The organism is Sedimentitalea todarodis (assembly GCF_032595355.1).
Classification (GTDB): domain Bacteria; phylum Pseudomonadota; class Alphaproteobacteria; order Rhodobacterales; family Rhodobacteraceae; genus Sedimentitalea; species Sedimentitalea todarodis.
In genome coordinates, this window is sequence record NZ_JASMWN010000019.1 from 1 (window position 1) to 16,970 (window position 16,970).

General features: G+C 61.4%; 15 protein-coding genes. 8 read left to right on the top strand and 7 right to left on the bottom strand.

Annotated features, from left to right (window positions below; all coding sequences use genetic code 11):
- Positions 1 to 147: 147 nt before the first annotated feature.
- The 3 genes from QO231_RS19425 to QO231_RS19435 all read left to right on the top strand — a co-directional run bounded on the left by QO231_RS19425 (position 148) and on the right by QO231_RS19435 (position 3,703).
- Positions 148 to 1,824 carry a formate--tetrahydrofolate ligase gene (locus tag QO231_RS19425; protein ID WP_316780308.1) on the top strand — a complete coding sequence of 559 codons (1,677 nt, stop codon included), beginning with the start codon at positions 148 to 150 and terminating at the stop codon, positions 1,822 to 1,824.
- Positions 1,825 to 1,922: 98 nt separating this feature from the next.
- Positions 1,923 to 2,816 carry a bifunctional methylenetetrahydrofolate dehydrogenase/methenyltetrahydrofolate cyclohydrolase FolD gene (gene folD / locus QO231_RS19430; protein ID WP_316780310.1) on the top strand — a complete coding sequence of 298 codons (894 nt, stop codon included), beginning with the start codon at positions 1,923 to 1,925 and terminating at the stop codon, positions 2,814 to 2,816.
- Between the two features lie 8 nt (positions 2,817 to 2,824).
- Positions 2,825 to 3,703: a bifunctional 5,10-methylenetetrahydrofolate dehydrogenase/5,10-methenyltetrahydrofolate cyclohydrolase gene (locus QO231_RS19435; protein WP_316780537.1), complete on the top strand. Its 879-nt coding sequence runs from the start codon at positions 2,825 to 2,827 to the stop codon at positions 3,701 to 3,703.
- A gap of 41 nt (positions 3,704 to 3,744) precedes the next feature.
- On the opposite strand, the gene QO231_RS19440 is transcribed toward QO231_RS19435, so the two are convergent.
- Positions 3,745 to 4,584, bottom strand: a complete 840-nt coding sequence (locus QO231_RS19440) for a DMT family transporter (RefSeq protein WP_316780313.1) — start codon at positions 4,582 to 4,584, stop codon at positions 3,745 to 3,747.
- 328 nt (positions 4,585 to 4,912) lie between these two features.
- Here QO231_RS19440 and QO231_RS19445 point away from each other — a divergent pair, with 328 nt between their 5' ends.
- The 5 genes from QO231_RS19445 to QO231_RS19465 all read left to right on the top strand — a co-directional run bounded on the left by QO231_RS19445 (position 4,913) and on the right by QO231_RS19465 (position 10,215).
- A complete protein-coding gene (locus tag QO231_RS19445) occupies positions 4,913 to 5,950 on the top strand; it encodes a helix-turn-helix domain-containing protein (protein ID WP_316780316.1) in 1,038 nt (345 codons plus the stop codon).
- A gap of 95 nt (positions 5,951 to 6,045) precedes the next feature.
- On the top strand, positions 6,046 to 7,161 hold the full coding sequence (locus tag QO231_RS19450; protein WP_316780318.1) for an efflux RND transporter periplasmic adaptor subunit: 1,116 nt from the start codon (positions 6,046 to 6,048) through the stop codon (positions 7,159 to 7,161).
- The gene (locus QO231_RS19455) at positions 7,158 to 7,868 is read left to right on the top strand and encodes an ABC transporter ATP-binding protein (RefSeq protein WP_316780321.1); all 711 of its coding nucleotides are present in this window, start codon (positions 7,158 to 7,160) and stop codon (positions 7,866 to 7,868) included. The genes QO231_RS19450 and QO231_RS19455 overlap by 4 nt, the downstream gene beginning before the upstream one ends.
- A complete protein-coding gene (locus QO231_RS19460) occupies positions 7,865 to 9,007 on the top strand; it encodes an ABC transporter permease (protein WP_316780324.1) in 1,143 nt (380 codons plus the stop codon). The genes QO231_RS19455 and QO231_RS19460 overlap by 4 nt, the downstream gene beginning before the upstream one ends.
- Before the next feature lie 5 nt (positions 9,008 to 9,012).
- The gene (locus QO231_RS19465; protein WP_316780326.1) at positions 9,013 to 10,215 is read left to right on the top strand and encodes an ABC transporter permease; all 1,203 of its coding nucleotides are present in this window, start codon (positions 9,013 to 9,015) and stop codon (positions 10,213 to 10,215) included.
- A gap of 89 nt (positions 10,216 to 10,304) precedes the next feature.
- On the opposite strand, the gene QO231_RS19470 is transcribed toward QO231_RS19465, so the two are convergent.
- The 6 genes from QO231_RS19470 to QO231_RS19495 all read right to left on the bottom strand — a co-directional run bounded on the left by QO231_RS19470 (position 10,305) and on the right by QO231_RS19495 (position 16,829).
- Positions 10,305 to 11,297, bottom strand: coding sequence for an ABC transporter substrate-binding protein (locus QO231_RS19470; protein WP_316780329.1), 993 nt, complete (start codon positions 11,295 to 11,297; stop codon positions 10,305 to 10,307).
- A 59-nt stretch (positions 11,298 to 11,356) separates the two neighbouring features.
- Positions 11,357 to 12,202: an ABC transporter permease gene (locus tag QO231_RS19475; protein ID WP_316780332.1), complete on the bottom strand. Its 846-nt coding sequence runs from the start codon at positions 12,200 to 12,202 to the stop codon at positions 11,357 to 11,359.
- Positions 12,199 to 13,119 carry an ABC transporter permease gene (locus QO231_RS19480; RefSeq protein WP_316780538.1) on the bottom strand — a complete coding sequence of 307 codons (921 nt, stop codon included), beginning with the start codon at positions 13,117 to 13,119 and terminating at the stop codon, positions 12,199 to 12,201. The genes QO231_RS19475 and QO231_RS19480 overlap by 4 nt, the downstream gene beginning before the upstream one ends.
- A gap of 65 nt (positions 13,120 to 13,184) precedes the next feature.
- Positions 13,185 to 14,000 carry an ABC transporter ATP-binding protein gene (locus tag QO231_RS19485; protein ID WP_316780335.1) on the bottom strand — a complete coding sequence of 272 codons (816 nt, stop codon included), beginning with the start codon at positions 13,998 to 14,000 and terminating at the stop codon, positions 13,185 to 13,187.
- 37 nt (positions 14,001 to 14,037) lie between these two features.
- Positions 14,038 to 15,492 carry a dihydropyrimidinase gene (gene hydA / locus QO231_RS19490; RefSeq protein WP_316780337.1) on the bottom strand — a complete coding sequence of 485 codons (1,455 nt, stop codon included), beginning with the start codon at positions 15,490 to 15,492 and terminating at the stop codon, positions 14,038 to 14,040.
- Between the two features lie 86 nt (positions 15,493 to 15,578).
- A complete protein-coding gene (locus QO231_RS19495; RefSeq protein ID WP_316780541.1) occupies positions 15,579 to 16,829 on the bottom strand; it encodes a Zn-dependent hydrolase in 1,251 nt (416 codons plus the stop codon).
- Positions 16,830 to 16,970 lie beyond the last annotated feature (141 nt).

Here is a 16,970-nt window from a genome sequence, read left to right on the forward strand (position 1 = left end):
ATCCTCACCAACCCCGCCGTCGACCCATACGGCAAAATCCCCGAATTCAAATTCGCCGCTGTCAAGGTAGAACCCGCAACGGCAATTGTCGCAGAGTAACACCCAACACCAATTCCGCACGTCCGCGGAGACCAACGGAGAGAAATCATGGCCTATAAATCCGATATCGAGATTGCACGCGAAGCCAAGAAGCGGCCAATCCAGGAGATTGGCGAAAAACTGGGGATCGGCAGTGACGATCTGCTGCCTTACGGCCATGACAAGGCAAAGGTCAGCCAGTCATTCATCGACAGCGTGCAGGGCAACGACAACGGCAAGCTGATCCTTGTCACCGCGATCAACCCAACCCCGGCGGGCGAGGGCAAGACCACAACCACCGTTGGCCTCGGTGACGGGCTGAACCGGATCGGCAAGAAGGCGGCGATCTGCATTCGCGAAGCCTCGCTCGGCCCCTGCTTTGGCATGAAGGGTGGGGCGGCTGGCGGCGGTTACGCCCAGGTTGTGCCGATGGAAGAGATGAACCTTCATTTTACCGGCGATTTTCATGCGATCACCAGCGCGCACAACCTGCTGAGCGCGATGATCGACAACCATATCTATTGGGGCAATGAGTGCGAGATCGACCTGCGGCGCGTCGTCTGGCGCCGGGTGCTGGACATGAACGACCGTGCCCTGCGCGATATCGTGACCTCGCTTGGCGGTGTGGCAAACGGGTTCCCGCGACAGGCCGGTTTCGATATCACTGTGGCGTCCGAAGTCATGGCCTGCCTGTGTCTGGCACTGAATCTCAAAGATCTGCAGAAGCGCCTTGGCGACATCATCGTCGCCTATCGGCGCGACCGTTCGCCGGTCTACGCCCGCGATATCAAGGCCGACGGCGCGATGACAGTTCTCTTGAAAGACGCGATGCAGCCCAATCTGGTTCAGACGCTGGAAAACAACCCGGCCTTTGTGCACGGCGGACCGTTTGCCAACATCGCCCATGGCTGTAACTCGGTGACGGCGACAACCACTGCGCTGAAACTGGCGGACTACGTGGTGACCGAGGCCGGTTTCGGTGCCGATCTGGGTGCCGAGAAGTTCATGAACATCAAGTGCCGCAAGGCCGGGATCGCGCCGTCGGTCGTGGTCTGTGTTGCCACCGTCCGGGCGATGAAGATGAATGGCGGTGTGGCCAAGGCCGATCTTGGCACCGAGAACGTCGAGGCCGTCCGGAAGGGTTGCCCGAACCTCGGTCGTCATATCGAGAACCTGAAGAGCTTTGGTGTACCGGTTGTGGTCGCGATCAACCACTTTGTCACCGACACCGATGCCGAAATCGAAGCGGTCAAGGACTTCGTAAAGGAGCACGGCTCCGAGGCGATTCTGTCCCAGCACTGGGAATTCGGCTCCAAGGGGTCCGAAGCGCTGGCCAGGCGCGTCGCCGAAATTGCCGACGCCGATGCAGCGAATTTTGCACCGATCTACGGCGATGACATGCCGCTCATGCAGAAGATCGAAACCATCGCCAAGCGTATCTATCGCGCCGACGAAGTGCTTGCCGACAAGAAAATCCGCACCCAGTTGCAAGAATGGGAAGCGCAGGGGTACGGCAACCTGCCGATCTGCATGGCCAAGACGCAATACAGCTTTACCACCGACCCGAACCGGCGCGGCGCGCCAACCGGTCATTCGGTGCCCGTGCGTGAAGTCCGGCTTGCGGCGGGTGCGGGCTTTGTCGTGGTGATCTGCGGCGAGATCATGACCATGCCCGGTCTGCCGCGTGTGCCGTCGGCTGAAATGATCATGCTGAATGATAGCGGGCAGATCGAAGGGTTGTTCTAGGACATTCCGGCCACAGCGATTAAACCACGGGTGCGCATGGACTGCGCGCCCGTGATCAAGGAAACCGACGTGACACCGACAATTAGGATCGATATCAAATGACTGCACAGATCATCGACGGAAAAGCCTTTGCAGCAACCGTTCGCGCCCAGGTCAAGGAGCAAGTTGCCCACCTGATAGCCGACCATGGCATCACCCCCGGTCTCGCGGTGGTGCTCGTCGGAGAGGACCCGGCCTCGCAGGTCTATGTCCGCTCCAAGGGCAAGATGACGACCGAGGTCGGAATGGCCAGCTTTGAACACAAGCTGGATGTCGATACTTCGGAAGCAGAGCTTCTGGCGCTGATCGAAACGCTGAACAACGATCCCGCAGTGCACGGCATTCTGGTGCAGCTGCCACTGCCGGGTCATATGAACTCCGATCTGGTGATCAATGCGATCAACCCTGCCAAGGATGCGGACGGATTTCACATTTCCAATGTCGGACTTCTGGGAACCGGACAGAAATCGATGGTGCCCTGCACGCCGCTTGGTTGCCTGATGATGCTGCGGGACCACCACGGATCGCTTTCCGGCATGAACGCCGTGGTTCTCGGGCGCAGCAACATCGTTGGCAAACCGATGGCACAGCTCTTGCTTGGCGACAGCTGCACGGTGACGATCGCGCACAGCCGGACAAAGGATCTCGCGGCTGTGGTGCGCGGGGCCGACATCGTCGTTGCCGCCGTTGGACGACCACAGATGGTTCCGGGCGACTGGATCAAACCCGGCGCGACGGTCATTGATGTCGGTATCAACCGGATCGACAAGCCCGAGGGTGGAACACGGCTGGTCGGGGACGTCGATTTCGACAGTTGTGCCGCCGTTGCCGGTGCGATCACCCCGGTGCCGGGTGGTGTCGGCCCGATGACGATCGCCTGTCTCCTTGCGAACACCCTGACCGCCTGCTGCCGCGCCAATGGTCTGCAGGAACCCGAGGGCCTGACGGCGTGAAGGATACCATGGGCGACCATCGGCTGCTGAATGGAAAGGCGGTGCGCGTCCGGATTCTGAACGAGGTCAAAGCCTATGTCGACAGCCTTCGCGGCGGGCCAATCGGGCGGTTGGTTTCGATCAGCATCGGCGACAACCCCGAGGTCGCGGTTTATGTCCGCAACCAGGCGCGCGGAGCGGCCGCCGCCGGATTGCGGTTTGATCAGCAGCTTTGGGGTAACGAGATCACTCAGGAAGAATGCAAGCGGTTGATCACCGAGATGAATGATGACCCGGACGTGCTGGGCATCATCCTGCAACGCCCGGTGCCCGATCATATCCACGTTCGATCCCTGCAATCGGCGATCCATCCGCTCAAGGATGTCGAGGGGATGAACCCGGCGTCAATCGGCAACATCGTCTATTCCGATGTCGCCCTCGCCCCCTGTACGGCTGCGGCCTCGGTGGAATTGATCAAGGAAACCGGTCTGAATCTCAAAGGCCTCGAAGTCGTGATGATCGGCCATTCCGAAATCGTCGGCAAGCCTGCGGCCATGATGCTGATGGCCGAAGGCGCAACGGTCACGGTCTGCCACCATATGACACGCTCGGTCGCCATGCATTCGCGGCGCGCGGATGTCGTGATCGTGGCGGTGGGCAAGGCCCATTTGATTGGCCCGGAGATGATAAAACCCGGTGCGGCGGTGATCGATATCGGCATCAACCAGATCGTCGCGCCCGACGGTTCGGCGCGCATCGTCGGTGATGTCGCGACTGACGAAGTGCTCGACATTGCGGGCTGGATAACGCCTGTTCCGGGTGGCGTTGGCCCGGTAACGGTCGCGACCCTGATGCGGAACGCAACTGTCGCCCACGAACGTCAGCTGGCGGTGGGCTGGATCAGCTAGAGCAACTCGCGTCAGGTAACCAAAGCCAAGCGCGAAACGCTCTATATCCCCAGATAACCAATCCCGCAAAACACCATAACAACGGCGCCCCATTGCGCCCGGCTCATGGGTTCCTTCAGGATCAGCCATGCCAATACGACTGTCAGCAGGCCAAAGAGCGAAGAGGCGACCGAGGCGAATTCCGGGTGCGGGAATGTGCCTGCCGAGGTGACCGAAGCAAGCGCCGTGGCATCAAGACACGCCATCGCCAGCAACAACAACAGCACCGTTCGATCAAAATACCACGCCTCGCGCCGCAGAATCAGAATGGCACCGATGGTTGCCGCCGCGAAGACCCTGCTGGACAGGATCACAGGCATTTCGGCCCCATGCCGCACCGCGGCCTGACTCGCCGCAAAGGTGATGGCAAAACCGGCCCCTGCAATGACGGACAACATCACCGCGCGCATTGTCTCGCCATGGGTCTCTTCGGAGTCCGACAGGGCCGCGACCAGGGCGACCCCCAGTACCACGACGATCACGGCGAGCCACTGCCAGACGGAAATGGATGCGCCACTCACGGCGGCCCAGCCAACCGAAACCACAGGATACGCGCCAATGACGGGCGCGACCAGGCGTACCGGCCCGATCCTGAACGCCCCGTAGAGACTGAGGCTGGCAAGTCCGAATACCACGCCGGACACGGCGGCAAGCGCAAAGGACCCATCGGTCATTTCCGCGTAACCACCCTGATAGGCGGTCACGGGCAAGAGCATGACGGTGCCGGCCACCAGAACCGTCAGAAGGGCAGGAAGAATACGGGTCTTCTGACTGACGCCACGAACACAAATATCGTGCAGCGCCCAGGCACAGGCAGCAATCAATCCAAGCAAGAGCGACATCGTTGTTCTTTCATGATCCCAAGAGGAAGGAAGAGTCCCAACGCGTGCAAGGGTTGGGCCAGAATGGCGCCAACCAATACAGGCAGCGTTGGGTCTCCTTCTCGCCCAAGTTCATCCAAGAGTAAATCGGTGCCGCTCGCCTGAGCTTGATAGCCTATGGGGATGGTTGCACAATTCAGTTGGAACACCCGCCCGCAGCGATTGGTGACCTGATCATCTAGAGATGCGAAAAAAACACCTGCCTTATCGCGCAGGTGCGCCAGAGCAAATTGCGCCGCTCGCTATCGTTCTATACCAGTTGCCTCACCCTCTGAGTCGATACGGTTTCATGATCTTTGTTCCGCTTCCTTTCGTCGTCACGATCCTGCTGACACTTCTCTTTCTGAGTGTCGCAAAAGGAGTGGACGAGCGACCGCGGAATTACCCGTTTCTCGCGCTCATCGCGCTCGCCGCCACCCAGTCCATGCTCGTCGGGCTGCGTTTTGGCTATGGGGTCGAGTGGGTTGGGGTTCTGTCGCCACTGCTCGCAAGCGTGATGGCGCCAATGGTGTTGTTCGGGGCGCTTCACCTTGTCGGTCCGCGGCCTTTGCTGGACGTCAAGACGCTTGCGCCCCATGGCCTGCCGCTGGCCCTTGTCCTGGTGTCTCTGATCGTTTGGCCGGTTGCGCTTGATGCGATCATCATAGGTACGTTCATCGTCTACGCGGTCTTGATCCTGCGCCTGCTCTGGTCCGGTGCCGATGCGCTCCGCCTCGCAGCACTCGACGGGGCCGGGGCAGCGTACCGCGCGTTGCTCTTCGCCGCGTTTGCGTTGGCATTTTCGGCGGCCGTCGATACGGCGATCACCATTGACATTGCACTGGCCGGCGCGCGCCACCTGGCGCAACTCGTTTCGGTCGGCAATGTCGCGACCTTGCTGCTGCTCTCCATCGCAGCGGCCGCCGCCAGCAGGGGACGCACGCCTGTCGACACCGACAACAAGCCATTGAGTCCGGACCAGCCGGACACCGAGGCAACCGACGATCCAGAAGTTCTCGCAACCGTCGAAAACCTGATGAAACAAACCCACCTCTACCGGGATGTGGATCTGAATCTTGACCGCCTCGCGCGCAGGGCGGTGATCCCGTCCCGGCAGATCTCGGGCGCGATCAATCGAATGACCGGCAAGAATGTCTCGCAATATGTAAACGACTTCCGGATCGCCGAGGCCTGCGACCATCTGCAGAGCAGCACCCGCCCGGTCACCGAGATCATGTTCGAGGTCGGGTTTCAGACCAAATCGAACTTCAACCGCGAATTTCGCAGGGTCACGGGCAAGACGCCCCTGGAATGGCGCAAATCTAAGAAGCTGTGCGGGACGAACTGACTTAAGGCCGCAGAAAACGGACCAAGTCGCGATTCAGAACGTACCATTTCACGATCTAGGTCTCGGATTGCCGCGATACCGCCGATATTGGCGGCATGAACACATTCACTGACCAAGACCGCAAAATGGCCGCGACGCTGAGAGAACTCTCAGCCTCGTTCGCCGCTTCGCCCGGTATCGCCTCGGCGGCACCGACCGAGCCCGTTTGGCCAAGAGGAAAGCTGTTTCTTGCCGGGGCGATCATGCTGCTGATCGGCGCAGCCGTTGTTTCGGGTCCACGAATTGCGCGCGCCGTTTTTGACGCATTCCGCACATCGGCAGATGCCGCAACCGAGAGCGCTTTCCTTGCGCATGCACCCGAACAGGCAGCCATTCCTATCGGCCAACCGATCCATCGCGAGATCACCGGGTCGGGCTATGTCGTGGCACCCGAGACGGCCACCGTCTTTGCAGAGCGCGGTGGGCGCATTACCGAGATTCACGTAGTGCCGGGCGACACCATCGCCGCCGGGCAGCCGCTTTTGTCGATGGATGACGCCGGTATTCGTTATGCAGCGGAAGACGCGCAACTTGTCGTCAGGTCCGCCGAACTGTCGCTTGCGGCGGCACGCATTGCGCTCGAACAAGCCGAGGCGGTTCTGAACCGTCAGACCGCTTTGAACCAGCGCGGCGTCGTTGCCGGCGAACGGCTGGAGGACGCCCGAACCGCATTTCTCGGCGCAGCCAATGCCGTTGATCAGGCCAAAGCCACACTTGCCAAGGCCGGCCTTGGCCTGCGGGTCGCCGAGGATCGTGTCGCCGACCTGACCGTGCGCGCCCCGATTTCAGGAACCGTGACACAGCTTTCTGTACATGTGGGGGATGCCGTGCCTGACCGGGTTGATGCCATCCATGACGGGGTTGGCCTGATGACGATCGCACGTATGGACCGCCTGGCGATCGACGCGGATGTGACCGAAAAGGCAATTGCCGATCTGGGCGAGGATCTTGTTGGCGAAGCCGTGCTGGATGCCTTTCCGGATCGCCCGTTCGCATTTCAGGTTCAACGCATCGCGCCGAATGTAAATGCCGCCAGAGGCACGTTTGAACTGCGCCTAGTCCCAACCGACCCGCCAGAGGGCATGCGGCCCGGCATGGCCGCACGTATCCGCATCGCGCTGTCGGACCCGAAATCACACACCGCCAAACACGTAGGAGACCTTTCAAGATGACCAACTCCAACTCCGATCAACCGTTCATTTCACTCACCGGCATCGCCAAAACATATCGAACGGGGACAGACAGCTTGCCGATCTTTTGCGATCTTGGCCTCTCGATCGCAAAGGGGGAGTTTCTCGCGATCATGGGGCCTTCGGGTTCCGGCAAATCGACGCTTCTCAACCTGCTTGCGGGCATCGATACGCCGGACGGCGGCGCTATACAGATCGGCGGCCAAAGGCTCGACCAGATGGGCGAGGGCGGCCTGTCCGCATGGCGCGCGCATCACATGGGAATCGTCTTTCAATTCTACAATCTGCTGCCGATGTTGACGGCGGCCGAGAACGTGGAACTGCCGCTGTTGCTGAAACCGCTGTCGGCGCGCGAACGGCGCGAGCGGGTTGCCAAGGTGCTCGATCTTGTCGGACTCGGTGGGCGCGGACGGCAGAACCCGTCGCGGATGTCGGGTGGCGAGCAACAGCGCGTCGGCATTGCCAGGGCAATCGTTTCCGATCCGACCCTATTGTTGTGCGATGAACCCACTGGCGATCTCGATCGAAAATCGGCAGATGACGTGCTCGCCATACTGAATTTTCTGAATTCGGAACTCGGCAAGACCATCGTGATGGTGACCCACGACCCCGAGGCCGCAGCCAAGGCCACGCGCACGCTGCATCTGGACAAGGGCGTCTTCGTCGAAGATGTGCAGGTGGCGGCATGACCTTTCTTGGATTTGCCCGCAAGAGCGCCATGCGCAAACCGTTGCGCAGCAGTTTGCTGATCATCTCGGTGGCGATCACCTTTCTGATCTACGGGCTGACCGCCAGTTTCGTGACGGGTTCACAAGGGACCGCAGGGGCCAGCGAAGACATCCTCGGCGTGATGAATGCCGGCGGTCGCGGCCAGCCCCTGCCCCTGGCCTATCTGCCGCGCATCGCCGAACTACGGGGAGTCGGAGAGATCAGCCCCGTTACGCGCCTGCGCGGGAGCGCTGGCGATGCCCGCAACGTTGTGGCGGTCAGCGCTGGCGATCCACACAGGTTGATGGCGGTCAGCGGCAGAGAGCTCGGCCTGACCCCTGCCCTTGTCGGCGCGCTTGAGGGCGGCCGCGACAGGGTGCTTGTCGGGCGCGCCCTTGCAAAGGCGCAGGGGTGGACTGTCGGTGATCGCATCACCGTCACCGCCTTTCGCACCAAAAAGACCGACGGGAGCCGTGACTGGCGCTTTGAGATCGCGGGCATATTTGACGGCGCGCATCCAAGCACGGACACCTACTTTGTTCTCGCCCAGTATGACTATATCAACGCGGCACGCGCAAAGGACACGGATACGGCCGTCACGTTCGCGCTGCGCCCGGAACCCGGCATTTCGCCGCAAGAGTTGGCCGCCCGCATCGACTCGCTCTTCATGAACTCGGCGGCCCCGACCCGCACATTGTCGGAAAAGCAATTTCTCAGCGCCTTTCTCAGCCAATACACCGATGTCAAACGCGTCGTTATCCTGGTTGTGGGGGTCTCGTTTGTCACCCTCTTGATGATCGTCATCAACACCCTGGTCTTTGCGCTGCGCGAACGACGTTTTGAGATCGGCATGCTCAAGACGTTGGGATTCCGGAGATCGCGAATTCTGTACCTTATCCTCACCGAAGCGCTGTTCATCTTTCTGATCGGTGGCGCGGTCGGTCTCGGCTTTGCCAAGCTCGCAAGTCTCGCGACACCGCCTGCGCTCGGTCTGGTGCTTGACACGGAAACGGCACTCCGCGCCGCTGCTCTCGCGCTTCTTCTCGGCCTTGTCGCCGGTGCCCTGCCTGCCCTGTCCGCGATGCGGATGCCGATCCTTTCAACCTTCAGAACGAGGTAGACCAGATGCCCTCTTCCATCCGACAAATCATCGCGATGAGCCGCGCCGCCCTGCTCAGCCTGCCCCGCCGATTAGCAATCTCACTCTCCATGATCGCCTCGATCATGCTGGTTGTCTGTGTTCTGAGCGCATTCCTGGCCACGGCGCGGGGGTTCGAAGTGGCGCTGCAAAGCGCCGGATCACCGGATGTCGCCGTGATCCTTGGCAGCGGCGCGCGCCACGAGGGGCATTCGGAGATCTCGGCAGATACCATACGGGCGCTCATTGCGATCGGCGGCGATATCGGCGTTGTCCGGGAATCGTCGAATGCTCCGCTCATATCACGCGAACTCGTTGTGCCGGTGGAGTATCGCAGCGGCGACGATGCTGCGGGTGAAACGCTGGCGCTGCGCGGAATGGATTCGACCGGCCCCGGCATCCGGCAAGGCGTGACCCTGTCCTCTGGCCATTTTGCAACATCGGGAAGCCGCGAGATCGTGGTCGGCGACCAGCTGGCAGCGTCCTATCCGGGGTTCGGAATCGGGGATCAGGTCCGGCTGGGGCCGGTGGCCTGGACAGTCGCGGGTCATTTCTCTGCTCGGGGCAGTGCCTTTGAATCCGAGATATGGGCCGATCTTGATACGGTACGCGGGGCCTTCAACCGGGCTGGAGAGGTCCAGAGTCTCAGGCTGCGACTTGTATATCCGAATGCCATCGACACGCTTCGGCAGGCCGCGGACTCATTGCCCGACACACAACTGCGGATCATTTCCGAAGCCGACCTTTATGCGGGCCAGTCTGAAGGCACCGCGCAACTGATCCGCCTGTTCGGCTGGCCAATTGCTCTCCTGATGGCAGCAGGTGCCGTTGCGGGAGCACTCAACACGATGATGAGTTCATTGTCAGACCGGACCGTGGAAATCGCCACTGTCCGTGCGCTCGGCTTCAGCCGGCTCTCCGCCCTGCTCGCCACATGGCTGGAAGCGATGCTGCTCGCCACGGTGGGTGTGGGCCTTGGACTCGCGGTTTCATGGTTTGGCCTGAACGGCTGGCAGGCCAGCACCCTGGGCGCGAACGATGCCCGGATGGCATTTCAGCTTGTCGTCGACGCGGACGTGATGGTGATGGCCGGCCTGGTTGGCATCACCATCGGGGCGATTGGAGGGCTCCTCCCCGCACTTGCCGCCGCCCGCCTTCCGATCACCGCAGCGCTGAGAGCGCGAGGCTGACATTTGCGCCCAACATCGACATATCGCGGCTGGTTCCGCCGCCAAGCGCGCTCAGGCCCCGGTCGCGCCGGGGCCTGATCTGATTGACCCTATTGGGCCGCCAATGCCTTGTCTGTGATCGCCGTGGTAAAGGCACCCTCAGGTTGCTTGGTGATCACCGGATCAGAACCGCCAGCCAGCAATGTCGCCACGGTCCGCTCGTAATCTCCGGAATCCAGGGCACCGTTGGAGCCGGCGGTCAGCTTCGCCACCTCGTTCATCATGCGGATCTGATGCGCCTCGGTCTGCGCGCCGGTCTCATCATAGTCGAGCACGATCATCGCCGCCTCTTCGGGGTTCTCCTCGGCCCATTTCCAGCCTTGCATCGAGGCCGCGACAAACTTTTCCATCCGCTCAACAAATGCCGGATCAGAGAGGTTCTCTTCCATCACGTAAAGCCCGTCTTCCAAGGTGGCCACGCCCTGATCCTCATATTTGAAGGTGATCAGTTCCTCCGGAGCAACGCCACTGTCGATGACCTGCCCGTACTCGTTGTAGGTCATGGTCGAAATGCAATCAGCCTGACGTTGCAGGAGCGGGTCGACGTTGAAACCCTGCTTCAGTACCTCAACGCTGTTTTCACCCTTGCCATCGGTACCCATGCCCAGTTGAGACATCCAGCTCAGGAACGGGTATTCATTGCCAAAGAACCAGACGCCAAGCGTTCGGTTGGCCAGCGTTTCCGGCCCCTCGATCCCGACATCAGCCCAGCAGGTCAGCATCATGCCCGATGATTTGAACGGCTGCGCGATGTTGACGAGCGGCAGGCCGTTTTCGCGCGCGGCCAAGGCGGCGGGCATCCACTCGACAATGACATCCGCGCCGCCACCGGCGATGACCTGTGTCGGGGCGATATCCGGCCCGCCGGGCAGGACCGTGACGTCTAGCCCGGCATCTTCGTAATAGCCGTTCTCAAGCGCCACGTAGTATCCCGCGAATTGTGCCTGCGTCACCCATTTGAGTTGCAGCGTCACCTCTTCGGCGAATGCCGGAGCGCTCAGCGCGGTTGTTGCAAGTGCAGCGATCAGCATTGATTTCTTCATGGTAGTCTCCTGTTGGTTTTAGGTTTTTTTGGTTCTGGTTTCTCGTCTGTTGGCGGCTCCTAGCCGCGTTGTGAAGGGTGCCAGAAGGTGAGCCACTTTTCGATCAGCGCAGCCAACCCATAGGCCAGTGTTCCGGTGATCGCCGCAACAAGTATGGCCGACCAGACGAGGCCGAGGTCGAGCTGACCGATCGAGGTCGATATCCGAAAGCCCAGCCCCTGTGTCGGTGACCCGAAAAACTCCGCGACGATTGCCCCGATCAGCGCCAGCGTTGTGCTGACTTTCAAGCCGTTGAAGATGAACGGCAAGGCGGCGGGCAGGCGCAGCTTCAGCAACGTCTTGCCCCAGCTCGCCGCATAGGTGCGCATCAGGTCGCGCTGCATCGCGGATGTCTCGGAGAGGCCCGCGACAATGTTCACCAGCATCGGAAAATACACCATCAGCACGACAACCGCCGCCTTGGATTGCCAGCCAAAGCCGAACCACATGACGAGGATCGGCGCGGTCCCGACGATGGGCAGGGCGGCCATGAAGTTGCCCAGTGGCAGCAGCCCCTGCCGCAGGTAGGTGTAGCGGTCGACCAGCAATGCGGTCAGGAACGCCGCGCTGCAACCGATCACATAGCCGCCAAGTGCGCCCTTGAGGATGGTTTGCACAAAGTCGCCCCAAAGCATGGAAATGTTGCTGGCAAAGGTGGCGGCGATCTCGCTGGGCGGCGGCAGGATCACCTGCGGCACCTCGAGCCCGCGCACGATCAGTTCCCACATCACCAGCACGGTTGCACCGAAAATCAGGGGCACCGCCAGCCGCGCGGCACGGCTCTGCGCCCGCGCAGGACGAGCCAGCCAGAGGTTGAACGCGAAACCGGCCCCCCAGATCAGCAATGCCAGAAGGACCAAATTCATGGCAATCCCCCCATTGCCCTGAGGGTGCGCCGCTCCAGCCAGCCGGTCAGCCAAACCAGCAAGGCCGCAAGCCCCGCCGCCATCAGCAGCGCGGCCCAGACCTGTGAGGTCTGACCGTAATAGCTGCCTGCAAGCATCCGCGCGCCCAACCCGCCCTTTTGCACCGGCAGTTCACCGACGATGGCACCGACAAGGCTGGCGGCGATGGCGATCTTGAGCGATGCAAAGAGATAAGGCACCGAGGCCGGCAGCCGCAGCTTGGTCAGCACCGTGAACGCGCCAGCATTGTAGGTGCGCATGAGATCAAGCTGCATCGCGTCCGGCGACCGCAATCCTTTGACCATGCCAACAACCACGGGAAAGAAGGACAGGTAGGCCGAGATCACCGCCTTGGGGATCAGCCCCTGAATGCCGATGGAATAGAGCACCACGATGATCATCGGCGCCAGCGCCACGATGGGAATGGTCTGACTGACAATGGCCCAGGGCATGATCGACATGTCCATGACCCGTGAATGCACGATGCCGACCGCCAGCGTGATGCCCATGACCGTACCGATGACAAAGCCAAGAAATGTCGCGCTGAGCGTGATGCCGCCGTGATAGATCAGCGACCGGTTGGACAGGCTGCCGGATTTGACGATGCCGCGCCGTCCGTTGATCTCTTCGTCAAAGGTGGAGCGATACAGTTCTGCCGCCACCTGGTGCGGCGCGGGCAGACGGGGACGATCCAGGCTCCAGCTCTCACCAAGCAAGGCGCTGTTTCGCGCGACCAACGACCACGATCCCATGTCGCGGCGCGCCACGGCACTTTCGGGCGACACACTTGCCCCGGCGCGTTCGGCGCGGGTCAGCACGTCTTGCACGTTCATCGGGATCACGGCGAGATACCAGATGCCCAAAACCAAGAGGATCATTGCCAGAACCGGCGGCAGGCGCCAGCGCCGGGCCGCAACCGGCGCGGCGGGATCGGCGGCTGCGCTCACTCTTCGTACCCCGCACGCAGACCTTCGCGCACCCGGTGCGCGATTTCGATAAACTCTGGCGCGTCGCGGATATCAAGGGGCCGATGATGCGGCAGCGGGCTTTCGATCACATCCGTGATCCGGCCGGGACGCGGCGACATCACAACGATATGGGTCGACAGATAGACCGCCTCTGGGATCGAGTGGGTCACGAAACAGATGGTCTTTTGCGTGCGGTCCCACAGTCGCAGAACCTCTTCGTTCAGCCGGTCGCGCACGATTTCATCCAGCGCACCAAAAGGTTCGTCCATCAGCAGGATTTCGGCATCGAATGCCAAGGCCCGCGCGATCGAGGCGCGCTGTTGCATACCGCCCGACAATTGCCAGGGAAACTTCTTTTCAAAGCCGGTCAATTCCACCAGTTCGAGCACCCGCGCGACACGCTCTTGCTGCTCGGCCTTGGAGAACCCCATGATTTCAAGCGGCAAACGGATGTTGCCACCAATGCTGCGCCATGGATAGAGCCCCGCCGCCTGAAACACATAGCCATAGGCCCGCGCCATCCGCGCTTCGTCAGCGGTCATGCCATTGACCGTCAGGCTGCCGCCCGTTGGCGTCTCAAGTCCGGCAATGCACCGCAGCAACGTGGTCTTGCCACAGCCCGACGGGCCGATGAAGCTGACGAACGACCCGTTGGGGATATCAAGGCTCACGTCTTTCAGCGCATGCACCGGGCCATCCGCGGTCTGAAACGTCAGGTCCAGCCCGTTGGCCACGATGACGGGCGCGGCGGGGTCCGAGTGTGGATCGGACACGGGGTTTGGCTCGCTCATATTCATGCGCGTAGCTTTGCGGCGCAGGGAATTGCCATCAAACCCCCGTCACCGGAATGCCACTGCGCTCGACCGGGCGCGGCGCGGTCAGTTCTTTCCAGGTGGAAAGCGCCTTGTTGACGGTGGTGTTGGCCGCACGGCTGACAAACTCGCCATGCCCCTCGTCGGTTCTGATCTCGCCATTCATCACCGCCACCTGCCCACGGGTCAGGGTATAGCGCGGCAGGCCCTTGACCTTCTGGCCCTCGAACACGTTGTAGTCGATCGCGCTCTGCTGGCTGGCGGACGAAATCGTCTTTTCCTTTGCCGGGTCCCAGACCACGATATCGGCATCGGATCCAATCATGATCGCGCCTTTCCTGGGATAGCAGTTCAGGATCTTGGCGATATTGGTCGAGGTCACGGCGACAAATTCTTCCGGTGTCAGCCGTCCGGTAGCCACGCCGTGGGTCCACAACATCGGCATCCGGTCCTCCAGCCCGCCGGTGCCGTTGGGGATCTTGGTGAAGTCGCCGACGCCAGTGCGCTTCTGTTCGGTGGTAAAGGCGCAGTGATCGGTCGCCACAACCGACAGGGAACCACTTTGCAGCCCGGCCCAGAGGCTGTCCTGATGTTGCTTGTTGCGGAACGGCGGCGACATGACGCGGCGTGCCGCATGGTCCCAGTCGGCGTTGAAATACTCGCTCTCATCCAGCGTCAGATGCTGGATCAGCGGCTCACCCCAGACGCGTTTGCCCTGCATCCGGGCACGGCGGATGGCCTCGTGGCTGTCTTCGCAACTGGTGTGCACCACGTAGAGCGGCACGCCCGCCATATCGGCGATCATGATGGCCCGGTTGGTCGCTTCACCCTCGACCTGCGGGGGGCGGGAATAGGCATGTGCCTCGGGTCCGGTATTGCCCTCGGCCAGCAGCTTGGCGGAGAGTTCCGCCACCACATCGCCGTTTTCAGCGTGCACCAGCGCGATCCCACCCAGTTCGGCAAGGCGCGTGAACGACGCGTACATCTCGTCGTCATTCACCATCAAAGCGCCCTTGTAGGCCATGAAGTGCTTGAACGTGTTGATGCCGCGCTCTTCGACTACGGTCTTCATCTCGTCAAACACCTGCTCGCCCCACCATGTCACCGCCATGTGGAACGAATAGTCGCAATTGGCACGGGTCGATTTGTTGTCCCACATCTGCAAGGCATCGAGCAGGCCCTGACCGGGGGACGGCAGCGCGAAATCGACCACCATCGTCGTCCCGCCCGCCAATGCCGCACGGGTGCCGCTTTCGAAATCATCGCTGGAATAGGTGCCCATGAAGGGCATTTCCAGATGCGTATGCGGGTCGATCCCGCCGGGCATCACGTAACAGCCGGAGGCGTCCAGCGCTTCGTCTCCTGTCAGGTCAGGCCCGATCTCGACGATCTTGCCGCCCTCCACCTTGACGTCTGCCGTGTAGGTCAGATCGGCGGTGACGATGGTTCCGTTCTTGATGACCGTGCTCATTGGTCGTTCTCCCGTTGCCGTGACGCGTCTTTCAAGCGCCCTCATGTTCTTTTGGCCCAACTATCCCGCGATGTGTCGCGGGTCGATCAGGTAACAATCTCCGCCGTCTCCACAACCGCATGCATCAGCACGTCAGCCCCGGCACGCGCCCAGTCCTTGGAAATCTCTTCGGCCTCGTTGTGCGACAGCCCGTCGACACAGGGGCACATCACCATGGCGGTCGGCGCGACCTGGTTGATCCAGCAGGCGTCATGGCCGGCGCCGGAAATCAGATCGCGGTGTGAATAGCCCAGCCGTTCGGCGGCATTGCGCACGGCAGTGACGCATCCCGCGTCAAACTCCACCGGGTCGAACCCGCCGACCTTTTCGAATGCGACCTCCAGCCCCATATCGTCACAGATCTTCTGCGCCTCGGTCTTCAGCCGCGCTTCCATATCCTGGATCACCGCCAGATCCGGCGAGCGGAAATCCACAGTAAAGACCGCGCGCCCCGGGATCACGTTGCGTGAATTCGGAAAGACCTCGATATGGCCCGCCGCGCCCACCGCGTGGGGTTTGTGCGACCACGCGATCTCTTCGACCTTCTCCAATATGCGCGCCATGCCAAGGCCTGCGTTCTTGCGCATCGGCATCGGGGTGGAGCCGGTATGCGCATCCTTGCCGGTGACGGTCACCTGCGTCCACGACAACCCCTGACCGTGGGTGACGACACCGATGTCCTTGCCTTCCGCCTCCAGAATAGGCCCCTGTTCGATGTGCAGTTCAAAGAACGCATGGATCTTGCGCGCGCCGACCTCTTCCTCGCCGCGCCAGCCGATCCGCTTTAGCTCGTCGCCAAAGGCCTTGCCGTCGTGATCTTCGCGGGCATAGGCCCAGTCTTGCGTATGCACGCCCGCAAACACACCGGAGGACAGCATCGCGGGGGCGTAGCGGGTGCCTTCCTCGTTGGTCCAGTTGGTGGCGACGATCGGGTGCCTGGTCTTGATGCCAAGATCATTGAGCGTGCGAATGATTTCGAGCGCGCCGAGAACTCCAAGAACACCGTCATACTTGCCACCCGTGGGCTGCGTATCCAGATGGCTGCCGACATAGACGGGCAGGGCATCGGGGTCTGCACCTTCGCGATGGGCGAACATGTTGCCCATCTGGTCCAACCCCATCGTGCATCCCGCCTCTTCGCACCAGCGCTGAAACAGAGCGCGGCCCTCGCCGTCTTCGTCGGTCAGGGTCTGGCGGTTGTTGCCGCCTGCGACGCCGGGGCCGATCCTGGCCATTTCCATGAGCGTGTCCCACAGGCGGTCGGCGTTGATTGTCAGGTTGGCTGCTGGTGCGGTCATGTCATCCCCGGTCTTGCGAGCCTCTACGGGCCATTTCATGATTTGACCAATCGGTCAAAGTCACGCTACCACGGAGCCAAGGTCAGTCAAGTGTGGCGCCACCAAAAGCGGCATTCGTATAGAAATTTGGCAGGGAATGGC

Coding starts and splice junctions, on each gene's coding strand:
- QO231_RS19470 (WP_316780329.1), bottom strand. CDS start 11,297: ATGAAGAAATCAATGCTGATCGCTGCACTTGCAACAACCGCGCTGAGC.
- QO231_RS19435 (WP_316780537.1), top strand. CDS start 2,825: ATGGGCGACCATCGGCTGCTGAATGGAAAGGCGGTGCGCGTCCGGATT.
- QO231_RS19455 (WP_316780321.1), top strand. CDS start 7,158: ATGACCAACTCCAACTCCGATCAACCGTTCATTTCACTCACCGGCATC.
- QO231_RS19445 (WP_316780316.1), top strand. CDS start 4,913: ATGATCTTTGTTCCGCTTCCTTTCGTCGTCACGATCCTGCTGACACTT.
- QO231_RS19485 (WP_316780335.1), bottom strand. CDS start 14,000: ATGAGCGAGCCAAACCCCGTGTCCGATCCACACTCGGACCCCGCCGCG.
- QO231_RS19440 (WP_316780313.1), bottom strand. CDS start 4,584: ATGTCGCTCTTGCTTGGATTGATTGCTGCCTGTGCCTGGGCGCTGCAC.
- QO231_RS19465 (WP_316780326.1), top strand. CDS start 9,013: ATGCCCTCTTCCATCCGACAAATCATCGCGATGAGCCGCGCCGCCCTG.
- QO231_RS19425 (WP_316780308.1), top strand. CDS start 148: ATGGCCTATAAATCCGATATCGAGATTGCACGCGAAGCCAAGAAGCGG.
- QO231_RS19475 (WP_316780332.1), bottom strand. CDS start 12,202: ATGAATTTGGTCCTTCTGGCATTGCTGATCTGGGGGGCCGGTTTCGCG.
- folD (WP_316780310.1), top strand. CDS start 1,923: ATGACTGCACAGATCATCGACGGAAAAGCCTTTGCAGCAACCGTTCGC.
- QO231_RS19480 (WP_316780538.1), bottom strand. CDS start 13,119: ATGATCCTCTTGGTTTTGGGCATCTGGTATCTCGCCGTGATCCCGATG.
- QO231_RS19460 (WP_316780324.1), top strand. CDS start 7,865: ATGACCTTTCTTGGATTTGCCCGCAAGAGCGCCATGCGCAAACCGTTG.
- QO231_RS19450 (WP_316780318.1), top strand. CDS start 6,046: ATGAACACATTCACTGACCAAGACCGCAAAATGGCCGCGACGCTGAGA.
- QO231_RS19495 (WP_316780541.1), bottom strand. CDS start 16,829: ATGACCGCACCAGCAGCCAACCTGACAATCAACGCCGACCGCCTGTGG.
- hydA (WP_316780337.1), bottom strand. CDS start 15,492: ATGAGCACGGTCATCAAGAACGGAACCATCGTCACCGCCGATCTGACC.